The organism is Caballeronia sp. AZ7_KS35, assembly GCF_023631045.1.
In the GTDB taxonomy this organism is placed as follows: Bacteria; Pseudomonadota; Gammaproteobacteria; order Burkholderiales; family Burkholderiaceae; genus Caballeronia; species Caballeronia zhejiangensis.
The window spans coordinates 350,913-364,749 of record NZ_JALQDV010000032.1 but is presented as its reverse complement, the minus strand read 5'-3'; the positions used below and the strand labels follow the sequence as shown (position 1 = coordinate 364,749).

Annotated in this window: 13 protein-coding genes; 12 read left to right on the top strand and 1 reads right to left on the bottom strand. The window is 65.0% G+C overall.

The features are described 5' to 3' along the window. The 5 genes from NCT05_RS21435 to xylB all read left to right on the top strand — a co-directional run. Positions 1–191: hypothetical protein (locus tag NCT05_RS21435; protein ID WP_250436093.1), on the top strand; the 191-nt coding region annotated here is incomplete at its 5' end. A 50-nt stretch (positions 192–241) separates the two neighbouring features. Continuing rightward, on the top strand, positions 242–886 hold the full coding sequence (locus tag NCT05_RS21430) for an SEN1982 family lipoprotein (protein ID WP_250503120.1): 645 nt from the start codon (positions 242–244) through the stop codon (positions 884–886). Positions 887–899: 13 nt separating this feature from the next. Further along, positions 900–1,940 (top strand): LacI family DNA-binding transcriptional regulator, encoded by a 1,041-nt coding sequence (locus NCT05_RS21425; protein WP_250503119.1) that lies wholly within the window; start codon positions 900–902, stop codon positions 1,938–1,940. Positions 1,941–2,044: 104 nt separating this feature from the next. After that, positions 2,045–3,829, top strand: a complete 1,785-nt coding sequence (locus NCT05_RS21420; protein ID WP_008352778.1) for an IlvD/Edd family dehydratase — start codon at positions 2,045–2,047, stop codon at positions 3,827–3,829. Between the two features lie 10 nt (positions 3,830–3,839). After that, entirely contained in the window at positions 3,840–4,607 is a 768-nt protein-coding gene (gene xylB / locus NCT05_RS21415) for a D-xylose 1-dehydrogenase (RefSeq protein WP_008352779.1), read from the top strand. A gap of 27 nt (positions 4,608–4,634) precedes the next feature. On the opposite strand, the gene NCT05_RS21410 is transcribed toward xylB, so the two are convergent. Next, positions 4,635–4,904, bottom strand: coding sequence for a hypothetical protein (locus NCT05_RS21410; protein WP_239294385.1), 270 nt, complete (start codon positions 4,902–4,904; stop codon positions 4,635–4,637). A gap of 330 nt (positions 4,905–5,234) precedes the next feature. Between NCT05_RS21410 and NCT05_RS21405 the strand changes: the two genes are divergently transcribed. The 7 genes from NCT05_RS21405 to NCT05_RS21375 all read left to right on the top strand — a co-directional run bounded on the left by NCT05_RS21405 (position 5,235) and on the right by NCT05_RS21375 (position 13,812). Further along, positions 5,235–6,410 carry an MBL fold metallo-hydrolase gene (locus NCT05_RS21405; protein ID WP_250503118.1) on the top strand — a complete coding sequence of 392 codons (1,176 nt, stop codon included), beginning with the start codon at positions 5,235–5,237 and terminating at the stop codon, positions 6,408–6,410. A 110-nt stretch (positions 6,411–6,520) separates the two neighbouring features. After that, positions 6,521–8,146 carry a methyl-accepting chemotaxis protein gene (locus NCT05_RS21400; RefSeq protein ID WP_250458043.1) on the top strand — a complete coding sequence of 542 codons (1,626 nt, stop codon included), beginning with the start codon at positions 6,521–6,523 and terminating at the stop codon, positions 8,144–8,146. A gap of 12 nt (positions 8,147–8,158) precedes the next feature. Beyond that, positions 8,159–8,629, top strand: a complete 471-nt coding sequence (locus NCT05_RS21395; RefSeq protein WP_250503117.1) for a chemotaxis protein CheW — start codon at positions 8,159–8,161, stop codon at positions 8,627–8,629. Then, entirely contained in the window at positions 8,626–9,918 is a 1,293-nt protein-coding gene (locus NCT05_RS21390) for a CheR family methyltransferase (protein WP_250503116.1), read from the top strand. Before NCT05_RS21395 ends, NCT05_RS21390 begins: the two co-directional genes overlap by 4 nt. Further along, complete coding sequence (locus tag NCT05_RS21385; protein ID WP_250503115.1) at positions 9,915–10,610, top strand: chemotaxis protein CheW; 696 nt, start codon at positions 9,915–9,917, stop codon at positions 10,608–10,610. Before NCT05_RS21390 ends, NCT05_RS21385 begins: the two co-directional genes overlap by 4 nt. Further along, complete coding sequence (locus NCT05_RS21380; RefSeq protein ID WP_250503114.1) at positions 10,607–12,832, top strand: hybrid sensor histidine kinase/response regulator; 2,226 nt, start codon at positions 10,607–10,609, stop codon at positions 12,830–12,832. Before NCT05_RS21385 ends, NCT05_RS21380 begins: the two co-directional genes overlap by 4 nt. Then, positions 12,829–13,812 (top strand): chemotaxis response regulator protein-glutamate methylesterase, encoded by a 984-nt coding sequence (locus tag NCT05_RS21375; RefSeq protein ID WP_175979552.1) that lies wholly within the window; start codon positions 12,829–12,831, stop codon positions 13,810–13,812. Before NCT05_RS21380 ends, NCT05_RS21375 begins: the two co-directional genes overlap by 4 nt. The last annotated feature ends 25 nt before the right edge of the window (positions 13,813–13,837 follow it).

The window sequence follows — 13,837 nt, the reverse complement described above, 5'->3', positions numbered from 1 at the left end:
GGACCGTGAAACGACTCCACGCCGATGATAGTGCGGATACCCGTGTGAAAGTAGGTAATCGTCAGGCTCCTCATGCTTCAAACAAAAACCCCACCCCAAAAGGTGGGGTTTTTGCGTTGGGGCGCGGCATTTGCATCAACGAAGTCTGTTCCGGTGCCGTTCCAACTCCGATGCGCTGCTTCAGTCGGTAGAATGGCATCGAAAGGTTGTACCCATCATGCCGACCCATCCCGGAGCGCATATGAGAACGAGCCTGTTGATTGCCGCCGTCAGCGCGACGCTGCTTTTTGCGGCGTGCGGCAAGAAGAACGATGCAAGCGAGTCCAGCCTCGGCGAAGCGATTTCCGCCGACATGAAAACGAATCGCGGCTTGCTATGCCTGAATCGCAGCGGCCGCGGCCCCTACGCGTTCCCATCGGCCTATAGCAATCGGGACCTCAACGAATATTCGGCTGCCGCGCTGCGCGAACAGCTCGCTGCGCTCGAAAAGAGCGGGCTCATCGCGCGAGCGGCCCCGACATCCGCGAACGCTAACGCCAAACAGAACGGCCTCGCGTACAGCCTTACGGGCGAAGGGCAAAAGTACGCGGTCGAAACCAACCGGCCCGCCGGCGATCCAAACGCGACGAGCGATCCGCGCGCCTGGATGCTTTGTTACGCGCACGTCAAGCTGGACAAGGTCGTGAGCTGGACCGAGCCCGATCCCACCGCTCACCGTTCCGACGTTACCTACACCTACAAGCTGGAGAGCGTGGCTCCGTGGGCCGACGATCGCGACATCAAGCGCGCTTTCCCGGAGGTAACCGCCTCAGACCGCGAAGCAGGCGCGACGAAGCTGCATGTCATCCTGGAACAGCGTGAAGACGGCTGGGTCCGCGTCGACTGAGGACCATCGCCGCATGTCCGAGCAAGACTTCGATCCTTCCGCCGGCCCGCCGCGCATGTCCGACGTCGCGCGTCTCGCCGGCGTGTCGAAGATGACCGTATCGCGCGTGCTCGCCGGACATAGCGTTGCGTTGGCGACGCGCGAACGCGTGCAGCAAGCTATCGACGAACTCGGCTACGTCGCCGATGCCGCTGCCGGCGCGTTGTCGTCCGGCCGTTCGGAATTCGTTGCCGTGCTGGTGCCGTCGCTTGCGAGCTCGAATTTCTCCGACACGGTGCGCGGTCTTTCCGCGTCGCTCGAACCGCACGGCCTGCAATTGCTGATCGGCGACACGGACTACCATCTGGATCGCGAGGAACGGCTCGTGCGCTCGATGCTGCGTCATCAGCCGCGCTGCATCGCGTTGACGGGCTCGCGTCACACCGAAGCGACGCGCGCGCTGTTGCGCCGCTCGGGCATTCCTGTCGTGGAGATGTGGGATTCGCCTTCCGATCCGATCGATGCCGCCGTCGGTTTTTCCAACGTCAGCGCCGCGCGCGCAATGGTGCGGTATCTGGCGGACGCAGGCTACCAACGCATCGGCTTCCTTGGCGGGGCGAGCGAGCTCGACCGTCGCGGTCTCGATCGTCTGAAAGGCTTTCGTGCGCAGATGAAGGCGCTCGGCCTCGACGATCGACGCATCATCCGTCTCGGCGATTCGCCCATCACGATGAGTCACGGCGGCCCGGCGATGGCCGCACTGTTCGAAGCATGGCCCGACACGCAGGCCGTGATGTGCGTGAGCGACATGTCCGCGTTCGGCGCGATAATGGAATGTCACCGGCGCGGCCTCACCGTACCGGACGATATCGCCGTCGCGGGCTTCGGCAATTTCGAGGTTGCCGCATGCTGCACGCCATCGATCACGACGGTTTCCGTCGACGCATACGGCATCGGCCTGCGCACCGGAGAGACCTTGCTCGCGGCGCTCGAAGCGCGCGATCAGGGCGTTGCTGCACCGCCGGCCAAGCGCGTGCGCGTGGCCTATTCCGTGATAGCGCGCGAAAGCGCTTAAGCCGAAGCAGTAACGCGATTGCGTGCTAACATTGATCGCGATGTTACCGGTAACACCACTATGAACACAGCGTCGAACGACTGTGAATGATGGAGAGACACCTCATGCCCCAACAGAATCCCAAGCGCCTGCGCAGCCAGGAGTGGTTCGACGATCCCTCGCACGCCGACATGACCGCGCTATACGTCGAGCGCTTCATGAATTACGGCCTGACGCGCGAGGAATTGCAATCGGGCCGCCCGATCATCGGCATTGCGCAGACCGGCAGCGATCTCGCGCCTTGCAACCGCCATCACATCGAACTGGCCGCGCGCACGAAGGCGGGCATTCGCGATGCCGGCGGCATCCCGATGGAGTTCCCCGTGCATCCGCTCGCGGAGCAGAGCAGGCGTCCGACCGCCGCGCTGGATCGCAATCTCGCATATCTCGGTCTCGTCGAAATCCTGCACGGCTTTCCGCTCGATGGCGTCGTGCTCACCACCGGATGCGACAAGACCACGCCCGCATGTCTGATGGCGGCCGCCACCGTCGACATGCCCGCGATCGTCCTCTCGGGCGGTCCGATGCTCGATGGCTGGTACGAAGGCAAGCGGGTCGGTTCGGGCACGGTGATCTGGCACGCGCGCAATCTGCTCGCGGCGGGCGAGATCGATTACGAAGGCTTCATGCGCCTGACGACCGCATCGTCGCCGTCGATCGGACATTGCAACACGATGGGCACCGCGCTCTCGATGAACAGTCTCGCCGAAGCACTCGGCATGTCCTTGCCGACGTGCGCGAGCATTCCCGCCGCGTATCGCGAGCGCGGACAGATGGCGTATGCCACGGGCAAGCGCATCGTCGACATGGTGCGTGAAGAGTTGAGGCCGTCGAAGATCATGACGCGCGAGGCGTTCATTAACGCGATCGTCGTTGCATCCGCGTTGGGTGCATCGACGAATTGCCCGCCGCACTTGATCGCGATCGCGCGGCACATGGGCATCGAACTGAGTCTCGACGACTGGCAGCGCCACGGCGAGCAAGTGCCGCTCATCGTGAACTGCATGCCCGCGGGTGAGTATCTCGGCGAGAGTTTTCATCGCTCGGGCGGAGTGCCTGCGGTCCTTAGGCAACTCGACGAGGCCGGACTCATCGCGCGCGATTGTCTGACGGTGTCGGGCCGCACGATCGGCGAGATCGCGAGCGATGCGCCCGCCGCCGACAACGAGGTCATCCGCACGGCGGACGATCCGCTGAAACACGGCGCGGGTTTCATGGTCCTGTCGGGCAATTTCTTCGATAGCGCCATCATGAAGATGTCGGTCGTCGGCGATGCGTTCAGAAAGACCTATCTGAGCGAGCCGGGCGCGGAGAACACGTTCGAAGCGCGCGCGATCGTCTTCGACGGTCCCGAGGATTACCACGCGCGCATCAACGATCCGTCGCTCGAGATCGACGAGCACTGCATTCTCGTGATTCGCGGCTGCGGCACCGTTGCGTATCCCGGCAGTGCGGAGGTCGTGAACATGGCGCCGCCCGCCGAGCTCATCAAGCGCGGCATCGATTCGCTGCCCTGCATGGGCGACGGCCGGCAAAGCGGCACGTCCGCGAGTCCGTCGATTCTGAACATGTCGCCGGAAGCGGCAATCGGCGGCGGTCTTGCGATGCTGCGCACGAACGACCGGATTCGCGTCGATCTGAACGCCCGCAGCGTGAACGTGCTGCTCGACGAAGCCGAACTCGAAAGCCGTCGCGCGCAATCGTCGTTCGCCGCGCCGGTTGCGCAGACGCCGTGGCAGGAGTTGTATCGGCAGACGGTCGGACAGTTGTCGACGGGCGGATGCCTCGAACCCGCGACGCTGTATCTGAAGGTCATCGAAACGCGCGGCAATCCGCGTCATTCACATTGAGCGAGCCGCCATGTCCTACGCCATCTATCCGAGTCTTGCGGGCAAGCGTGTTGTCGTGACGGGCGGCGGCAGCGGCATCGGCGCGGCGATCGTCGAGGCGTTCGCGAAGCAGGGCGCGCGCGTGTTTTTCATCGATGTCGCCGAGGCCGATTCGCGTCAACTCGAACAGACGCTCGCGAGCGAGCAGCATGCGCCGAAGTTCCTTCGTTGCGATTTGCGCGATGCCGGCGCGATCGAGCAAGCCTTCGATGCCATTGCGAGCGAAGCCGGTTCCATCGACGTGCTGATCAACAATGCCGCGAGCGACGACCGCCATCATTGGGACGATGTGAGCGCTGCGTACTGGGACGAGCGCATGGCCGTGAATCTGCGGCATCAGTTCTTCTGCGCGCAGGCGGCCGCGAAGCGCATGCGCGCGCAGAAGCAAGGCGCGATCGTGAACATGGGCTCGATCTCATGGCATCTCGCGCTGCCCGATCTCACGCTTTACATGACCGCGAAGGCCGCGATCGAAGGGCTCACGCGCGGCCTTGCGCGCGAACTCGGCGAGCATGGCATTCGCGTGAACACGGTGATTCCCGGCGCGGTGCGTACGCCGCGCCAGATGAAGTTGTGGCAGTCGCCGGAGAGCGAGGCGCAGCTGCTTGCGCAGCAATGTCTGCATGAGCGGATCGACCCGGAACACATCGCGCGCATGGTGCTGTTCCTCGCATCCGACGATGCGGCGCGCTGCACCGCGCGCGACTATTACGTCGATGCCGGATGGTTCGGCACCTGACGCGTCGCCCGATGCGTTACCTGATGGTTACGTCACGCGCACGTCGCGACGCCGCACCACTTTCGGCGTTGGCTTGACCGTCGGCATCGTGCCGCTTTCGATGTAGTGCTGCACGGCGTCGGCGGCTTCGTGGTAGTCGCGTTCATCGAGCCAATGCCAGACCGCAGCGAGAAAGAGGCCGAGCCCCGCGTTTCCACAATGGGCGATGACTTCAGTAATGCCCTCCGCGAGCGCTTCGTCGCGGCCTTCGGGCCGCATCGCGCTCGCGATGTGCGATGCCGCGCGGGACACCAGCATGGCGTGCATCGTATGCAATTGCGGGTTGAACGTGTTTGTTGCGTTTCTTCTTTGACTGCCACTCATGACGCCCCCGTCTCTGGCACCGGCCTGCTGCGTGCTGGGATGCGATGTCCGCATCGAAAAAGCAGCACGCGCCGCGATTGGATTTCGAAAACGCCTTGTTTCGGCGCTGGGGCAGTTGAACGCAAGAAGCGGGCCGACTCCGGCTTAGAGCGATGAATTATCTGGCCCGGCCTTGCGGGACGAGGCGCAACGCAATTTTCCGATGATCGGACCAGAGCGCGCACAGCGTGCTCTCCATGCATTCCGTACAATCGACTGCCCGCGATGCGCGCACTTCGTCAAAACATGCATCTCGTCTTCGCTTTTTGCTCCGATGTGTTCGCGCGACGTCCTCATGTCGCGTTGTGCGCGCTCGCGTTGCTCGCGGGTTGCGCATCAGGCACGCCGGCGCGCAGCCAGGAAGCTGCATCGCACGAGCCGCAGCCGCTGCATCACGCAAAACGCACTTCGTCGGGCTACGAGAACAACTATGGAACCTTGCCGCGCGAATCGTTCCTGAAGTGGCGCTGGGAGCGCTTTAAGCAAGGCTTGCCGAAGCCGCCGGCGAACGGCTATCACTTTCCGATGGCGCATCCCGACATCGCCTGGCTCAAGGCCAACCGCACCGCCGACACGCTCACCTGGATCGGTCATGCAAGCGCGCTCGTGCAGATCGACGGCGTGAACATCCTCACCGATCCGGTGTTCTCGGAACGCGCGTCGCCGTTCTCGTTCATCGGCCCGAAGCGCAAGACGCCGCCCGGCCTTACGCTCGACGAGCTGCCGCATATCGACATCGTGCTGATCTCGCACAATCACTACGATCACCTCGACAAGCCGAGCGTCGAAGCGCTCAACCGTCAGGCGGGCGGGCCGCCGCGCTTTCTCGTGCCGCTCGGCATCGAACAGTGGATGAACGCTATCGGCATAACGAATGTGGAAGAGCTCGATTGGAGCGACGAAACGCACGCGGCCGGCCTCGATATCTGGTTCGTGCCGAGCCAGCACTGGTCCGCGCGCACGCCATTCGATCGCGCGGAAACGCTGTGGGGCGGCTGGGTGGTGAAAACGCCGGCAGGCGCGGCGCGTCCGTATTCGTTTTACTTCGCGGGCGATACGGGCTACTCGCCGGACTTCCGCGATATCGCCGCGCGTTTCGGCGGCTTCGATCTCGCGCTCATTCCGATCGGCGCGTACGATCCGCGCTGGTTCATGCAGGCGCAGCACGTCGATCCCGAAGAAGCCGTGCGCATCTTCCAGGACGTGCATGCGAAAAAGGCGATCGGCATTCACTGGGGTTCGTTCGAGCTGACCGACGAACCGCTCGACGAGCCGCCGCGCCGTCTGGCCGAAGCCGTGCGCCGCGCCGGCCTGCCCGCGGACGCGTTCACCGTGCTGAAACACGGTGAAATGATTCATCTCGACACACCGGATTCAAGCGCAGCCACAATCGGCCGTTAACACGGTGTGGCAGCGCGTCTTTCACGCGCGGAAATCCATCTGCATCCGCGACGCCTCGCGTTTCTCGCGCGGCGCGCGGTCGTCCTTTTCCAGTTATAGGGCTCAAACGCGTGAAGCAACTGTCCATCCGGCATCGCATTCTGGCGAGCTTCGGCATCATCCTTACCCTGATGCTCGTCATGGCCGCATTGTCATACACGCTGCTCGGCGGAATCGATCGCGAAGCAAAGAGCCTCGAAGACGATTCGATGATCGGCTTCTCGGTCTCCAACGACCTGCGCGCGGCCTGGATCGAGAACTACACGCTGACGCAGCGGCTCGTCTTCATCGACCGCGACGAAGAGCAGATACGCCGCGACACGCAGCATCTCGCCGAAACGCGGGCGAGCATCGACAAGCTGCTGGAAACGTACGCGCCGACCATCTTCGAAGAAGACGACCGTCGCCTCTTCAACGAATTCAAGCGCCAGCGCGACCTCTACCTTCCGGTACAGGATCAGACGCTGCGAGAGCTCGCGAGTGCGAAGGACGCGGCCGTCGCGACCTTCAATACGCGTCTCACGCCGGCGTGGGAAGCGGGTCAGGCCGCGACGCGCGCGCTCGTCGAGCATAACGAAGTCTTCAACGCGAAATCGGTGCAAAGCATTCGCGGCTCGGTGCAGAAATCGGAAACGACGCTCATCGTCATCATGGTCGTGGCGATCGGGGCGGCGGCGGTGCTCGGCTTCATGCTGATGAAGGCGCTGACGGTGCCGATGCTGCGCATGGTCGACGTCGTCGACAAGATGCGTACCGGCGATCTCACGCAGCGCCTCGCGCTCGCGCGCCGCGACGAGTTCGGCACGCTGGAGGCGGGCTTCAACCGCATGACCGATGAACTCACGGGCCTCGTCGGCCAGGCGCAGAAATCGGCCGTGCAGGTGACGACGTCGGTATCGGAGATCGCCGCGACCGCGCGCGAGCAGCAGGCCACGGCGAGCGAAACGGCCGCGACGACGACGGAAATCGGCGCGACGTCGCGGGAAATTTTCGCGACCGCGCGCGATCTCGTCCGCACGATGAACGAAGTCTCGGGCGTGGCGGAGCAATCGGCGGCGCTCGCGGGCACCGGTCAGGCGGGGCTTACGCGCATGGAGGAAACCATGCGCCTCGTGATGGAAGCGGCAGGCTCGGTGAACGGCAAGCTCGCGATCCTCAACGAGAAGGCGGGCAACATCAATCAGGTCGTCGCGACCATCACGAAAGTTGCGGATCAAACCAATCTGCTTTCGCTGAACGCGGCGATCGAAGCGGAAAAGGCGGGCGAGTACGGGCGCGGCTTCGCGGTGGTCGCGACGGAAATCCGCCGCCTCGCCGATCAGACGGCGGTCGCGACGTTCGACATCGAGCAGATGGTGAAGGAGATTCAATCGGCGGTCGCGGCGGGCGTGATGGGCATGGACAAGTTCTCGGAGGAAGTGCGCCGCGGCATGCTCGACGTGCAGCAGGTAGGCGGACAGCTTTCGCAGATCATCCATCAGGTGCAGACGCTCGCGCCGCGCTTCTCGATGATCAACGAAGGCATGCAGACGCAGGCGACCGGCGCGGACCAGATTTCGCAGGCGCTCTCGCAACTCTCCGAGGCCGCGCAACAGACGGCCGAGTCGCTGCGCCAGTCGTCGCAGGCAATCGACGATCTCACGCACGTCGCGAACGGTCTGCGCACGGGTGTGTCGCGCTTCAGAATCGCCGCTTAAAGGCGCGCCGCGATGCTCTTCGTCCAGTTCACGCTCGACGCCGACCGCTATCTTCTCGACAGCGCGCAGGTCGAGCGCATGCTGCCGCTCGCGCCGCTGAAGACGCTGCCGGGCGCGCCCGCATGGGTCGCGGGCGTGCTCGACTACGAAGGCGCCAACGTGCCCGTCATCGATCTCGCGGCGCTCGCGCTCGCGCGTGCCTCGCACGAGAGAGTGTCGACGCGGCTCGCGCTCGTCGCGTATCCGCGTTGCGGCGACGACGGCGCGATAAAGCATCATCGGCTCGGTCTTCTGCTCGAACAGGCGACGCGCACCGTCACGTTCGATGCCGCTTCGTTCACCGATGCGGGCATCGACACGCCGCACGCGCGCTATCTCGGTCCGCTCGCGCGTGACGAGCGAGGCCTGCTGCAATGGGTTCGCATCGAGCATCTGTTGCCCGATGACGTGCAGACGCTGCTCTTCGCCGGGAGCGAAGCATGAGCGCGCTGCCGAGCGCCTTCGCGGACGAAGCATTCGGCGTCGGCCGCTTCATCGAGCTGTTGCATCGCACGATCGGCCTCGATGCCGAATCGATCGGCGCGAACGCCGTATCGCGCGCGGTGCGCGAACGCTTCCACCTGTGGCGCGACGAGCAAGGCGGCACGCTCGACGATTACTATCGCGCGGTGATGCAGGACGGCGCGCGCATGCAGGAGTTGATCGAAGCGGTGGTCGTGCCGGAGACGTGGTTCTTCCGCGATCCCGAAGCGTTCGCCGCCCTCGCGCGACTTGCGCGCGTGCGTCTGCATGAACGGCCCGCGAAGCCGCTGCGCGTGCTGAGCGCGCCGTGCTCGACCGGCGAGGAAGCCTATACCGTCGCGATGGCGCTGATCGAAGCGGGCATCGCTGCCGAGCGCTTCACCATCGACGCGATCGACGTGAGCGAACGCGCGCTCGCCATGGCGCGCCGCGCGCATTACCGGCGCAACGCGTTTCGCGGACGCGCGCTCGGTTTTCGCGACCGTCATTTCCGCGCGACCGATGGCGGCTGGCAGCTCGATCCCGCCGTCGCACAGAGCGTGCGCTTCTCGCAAGCGAATCTGCTGCAACTCGATACGCATGCGTTCGAGCGCTTCGATTTCATTCTGTGCCGCAACGTGCTGATCTATTTCGATCGCGATACGCAGCGCGCCGTTCTGCGCGTGCTCGATGGCTTGCTCGCAGAAGGCGGCACGCTGTTCGTCGGTCCGGCGGAGACGGGTCTTCTGATGCGCGAGGGCATGAGTTCCGCGAACATTCCGCTCGCCTTCGCGTTCAATCGGCCCGAGCGCGAGCGCGCGAACGTGTTCGATGGTGCATGGCCGAGTCCGCAGATCATCGCGAAGCCGATGAAGCCCGCGTTCGTGTTGCCCGCATGGGCGAGTGCGCCGACCGTCGTTCGTGCGATGCCGGTTGCGAAGCCGCACGCGGAACCGGCGCCGCCGGCAAGTCTTGCGCACGCGCGTCAACTCGCCGATGCCGGCCAGCTCGACACCGCTGCGAATGCCGCGCACGCGTATCTCGACGCGCATCCATCGAACGCGGATGCGTACTATCTGCTTGGCGTGATCGCCGATGCGCGTGGCGAGCATCAGGCATCGCGCGGGCATTATCGTCGTGCGTTGTATCTCGATCCCGCGCATCGCGAGGCGCTCACGCATCTCGCCGCGTGTCTCTCGCTCGACGGCGATGAAAGCGGCGCGCGTCTGCTGCTCGCGCGTGCGCAACGCGTCACGGAGCGCGCGCGATGAACGCACGCGACATCGGCGTCACGAACGATATCGACGATTGCTGGAACCGCATCGGCGTGCGCGGCGATGCGTCATGCCCGAAGCTCGAACGCTACGTGCATTGCCGCAATTGCCCGGTTCATGATGAAGCCGCAGCGCGCGTGCTGGATCGCGTGGAAGCGCGTACGTCGATCGTCGCTTCGGCGGTCGTCGAACGAGGCGACAAGCAAACCGATACGCTCTCATGTCTCGTGTTTCGCATCGGCGGCGAATGGCTCGGCTTGCCGACGAACGTCTGCGCGCAAGTGGCGCAATTGCGCCCGGTGCACTCGCTGCCGCATCGGCGCAATCGCGCGGTGCTGGGCGTCGTGAACGTGCGCGGCAGATTGATCGTGTGCGCTTCGCTGGCGCGGCTGTTCGGCATCGAAGCGGACGAAAGCGCTGCAAAAAAGGTATCGCTCGATGCCCGCGAACTCGGGCGTCTCATCGTCATGCAGTGCGGCAATGGCGATCACGAAGGACCGATCGCTTTTCCCGTCGATGCCGTCGACGGCGTGCATCGCTTCACGCAGGCGCAGCTTCAGCCGGTGCCCGCGACGCTCGCCCAGCGCCTGTCGTCGAACGCGCATGCGGTGGCCGCGTTCAGGCACGCGACCGTCGGCCTGCTCGACGCCGATCGACTCATCGACAGCCTGAACCGGAATCTCACATGACGAGCATCGATGCGGGACGTTCGTCGCTGCTCGACCTCTTTCAGGAAGAAGCGCGCGGGCAGGCGCAGATTCTTTCCGATGGCCTCATCGCGCTCGAACGTGCGCCGCGCGATCCCGTCACGCTCGAAGCGAGCATGCGCGCCGCGCATTCGCTGAAGGGCGCGGCGCGTGTCGTTGGCGTGCCGGTCGGCGTGACGCTCGCGCATGTGATGGAAGATTGTTTCGTCGCAGCGCAGGAAGGGCGCATCGTGCTCGATGCGGGTTACATCGACATGCTGTTGCGCGGTGTCGATCTGATCGTGCAGATCGGCGAGGCGCGCGATATCGATGCACAGACCGCGCTCGAACGCGAAGTCGATGCGTTCGTGGATGGCCTCAGCGCGCATATGGAAGGCGCAACATCCCAACGCGAACTTACACCGACGAAACCGTCCGAGCCAATTCCGGCACCATCGCGCACGAACGAAGCTCGCATGTTGCGCATGCGCGCGGACACGCTCGATCGTCTGCTGAGTCATTCGGGCGAATCGCTCGTCGAATCGCGGTGGCTGAAGCCGTTTTCGCAATCGATGCTGCGCGTGAAGCGCGTGCAGCACGATGCGAGCCGCGCGCTCGAACGCCTGCACGAATCGCTGACCGATTCGAACGCCGCGCAACTCGATGCACGCACACACGCCGCGCTCGACGAAGCGCGTCGTTTGACGGCGGAAGCGCATCGTCAGTTGAGCGAGCGTCTGGCTGAACTGGAAAACTACGACCGGCGTTCGACGCATCTCGCCCAGCAGATCTACGACGAAGCGCTCGCGTGCCGCATGCGTCCCTTCGTCGATGCAACGGGCCGCTTCGCGCGCATGGTGCGCGATGTCGCGCGCGGACTCGGCCGCGACGTGCGTCTCGTCATCGCGGGCGAATCGACGCAGGTCGATCGCGACATTCTCGATCTGCTCGACGCGCCGCTCGGGCATCTGTTGCGCAACGCGGTCGATCACGGCATCGAGCCGCCCTCATTGCGCCGCGCGCTCGGCAAGCCCGAAACCGGCACGATCACGCTCGAAGCGCGCCATAGCGCGGGCTCGCTTTTTATCAGCGTGTCCGACGACGGCGCGGGCGTCGATCTCGATGCGCTTCGCCGCGCGGTCGTGCGCAAGCGTCTCGCGAGCGAAGATACAGCCGCGCGCCTCACCGAAGCGGAACTGCTCGAGTTTCTCTTGCTGCCCGGCTTTTCGATGCGCGATGCCGTCACCGATGTATCCGGCCGCGGCGTCGGCCTCGATGCGGTGCAGGACATCGTGCGGCAAGTGCGCGGCAGCGTGCGCGTGACGCAGGAAACGCATGTGGGCACGCGCATCGCGCTGCAATTGCCGCTGACGTTGTCGGTGATCCGCAGCCTGATCGTCGAAGTGGCGGGCGAGCCCTACGGACTGCCGCTCGCGCATGTCGCGCGCACGCTGGTGCTGCCCGCGAGCGCCATCGACATGCTCGAAGGCCAGCAGCATTTTTCCTTCGACGGCAAGCGCATCGGCCTCGTCACCGCGCATCAGATTCTCGAAACCGCCGCGTTCGAAGCCGCGAGCGAAAGGCTCAACGTCGTCGTCATCGGACAAGGCGCGGCGAGTTACGGCATCGTCGTCGATCGCTTTCTCGGCGAGCGGATGCTCGTGGTGCAACCGCTCGACAAGCGCCTCGGCAAGGTGCGCAACATCGCGGCGGGCGCGCTGATGGAGAACGGCGATCCGCTGCTCATCGCCGATCTCGACGACTGGCTGCGTTCCGTCGAGAAGCTCGTCGGCAGCGGCGAGCTCGGGCGCGTCGGTGCCGGCGCTTCGCGTGCACGCGTGGCGAGCGCGAAGCGCGTGCTCGTCGTCGACGATTCGCTCACCGTGCGCGAACTCGAACGCAAGCTGCTCGCGTCGCGCGGCTACGACGTGTCCGTCGCGGTCGATGGCATGGACGGCTGGAACGCGGTGCGCGGCGCGGACTTCGATCTCGTCATCACCGATATCGACATGCCGCGGCTCGATGGCATCGAGCTCGTCACGCTCGTCAAGCGCGATGCGCAACTCGCCGCCCTGCCGGTGATGATCGTGTCGTACAAGGATCGCGCGGAAGATCGTCAGCGCGGCCTCGACGCGGGCGCGGACTATTACCTCGCGAAAGGCAGCTTTCACGATCAGGCGTTGATCGATGCCGTGCGCGATCTCATCGGCGAGGCGAAGACATGAAGATCGGCATCGTCAACGATGTTGCGCTGGCGGTGGAAGCGTTGCGTCGCGCGCTCGCGTCGCGGCCCGACTTCGACATCGCGTGGATCGCGCACGACGGCCAGCAGGCGATCGACTATTGCGCGGCGCACACGCCCGATGTCGTGCTGATGGATCTCGTGATGCCGAATGTCGATGGCGTGCAGGCGTCGCGGACCATCATGGCGCGTTCGCCGTGCGCGATTCTCGTCGTCACGGTCGATGTCGGCGCGAACGCATGGCGCGTCTATGAAGCGATGGGCGCGGGCGCGCTCGATGCCGTCGATACGCCCGCGCTCGCCGGCGCCGATGCGCGTCGCGGTGCGGCGGCGCTGATCGCGAAGATCGATCAGATCGGCGCGCGGCTCGCATCGTCGAGCGTTTTGCCCGCCATGAAGAGCGGCGATCGTCTCGTCGCGATAGGCGCATCGGCGGGCGGACCGTCCGCGCTCGCGACACTGCTCGGCGCGTTGCCGAAGCATTTCGCGGCGGCGCTCGTCATCGTGCAGCACGTCGATCGCGCGTTCGCCGAAGGCATGGCGCAATGGCTCGATGCGCAATCGGCGCTGCCCGTGCGTATCGCGCGTGAAGGCGACAGGCCCGCGCCCGGCGAAGTGCTGCTCGCCGCGACCAACGATCATCTGCATTTCGCCGACGCCACGCGCCTAGGCTACACCGCGCATCCGGAGCAATTGCCGTATCGCCCGTCCGTCGACGTGTTCTTTCAGAGCGTGACCGAGCGCTGGACCGGACGCGCGGTCGGCGTGCTGCTGACCGGCATGGGCCGCGACGGCGCGATCGGACTGAAGGCGATGCGCGCGAAGGGTTATCACACCATCGCGCAGGACGAGGCGACGAGCGCGGTGTACGGCATGCCGAAGGCGGCGGCCGCGCTCAACGCGGCGGCGTCGATACTGCCGCTGCCGCGCATCGCGGATGCGATCGCCAAGGCGTTCGACTGAGCTCAGCGAAGCACATCAACCAAGG

Excerpts from the sequence above, each read along its gene's own strand:
- NCT05_RS21430 (WP_250503120.1), top strand. The coding sequence starts at position 242 with ATGAGAACGAGCCTGTTGATTGCCGCCGTCAGCGCGACGCTGCTTTTT.
- NCT05_RS21425 (WP_250503119.1), top strand. The coding sequence starts at position 900 with ATGTCCGAGCAAGACTTCGATCCTTCCGCCGGCCCGCCGCGCATGTCC.
- NCT05_RS21420 (WP_008352778.1), top strand. The coding sequence starts at position 2,045 with ATGCCCCAACAGAATCCCAAGCGCCTGCGCAGCCAGGAGTGGTTCGAC.
- xylB (WP_008352779.1), top strand. The coding sequence starts at position 3,840 with ATGTCCTACGCCATCTATCCGAGTCTTGCGGGCAAGCGTGTTGTCGTG.
- NCT05_RS21410 (WP_239294385.1), bottom strand. The coding sequence starts at position 4,904 with ATGCTGGTGTCCCGCGCGGCATCGCACATCGCGAGCGCGATGCGGCCC.
- NCT05_RS21405 (WP_250503118.1), top strand. The coding sequence starts at position 5,235 with ATGCGCGCACTTCGTCAAAACATGCATCTCGTCTTCGCTTTTTGCTCC.
- NCT05_RS21395 (WP_250503117.1), top strand. The coding sequence starts at position 8,159 with ATGCTCTTCGTCCAGTTCACGCTCGACGCCGACCGCTATCTTCTCGAC.
- NCT05_RS21390 (WP_250503116.1), top strand. The coding sequence starts at position 8,626 with ATGAGCGCGCTGCCGAGCGCCTTCGCGGACGAAGCATTCGGCGTCGGC.
- NCT05_RS21385 (WP_250503115.1), top strand. The coding sequence starts at position 9,915 with ATGAACGCACGCGACATCGGCGTCACGAACGATATCGACGATTGCTGG.
- NCT05_RS21380 (WP_250503114.1), top strand. The coding sequence starts at position 10,607 with ATGACGAGCATCGATGCGGGACGTTCGTCGCTGCTCGACCTCTTTCAG.
- NCT05_RS21375 (WP_175979552.1), top strand. The coding sequence starts at position 12,829 with ATGAAGATCGGCATCGTCAACGATGTTGCGCTGGCGGTGGAAGCGTTG.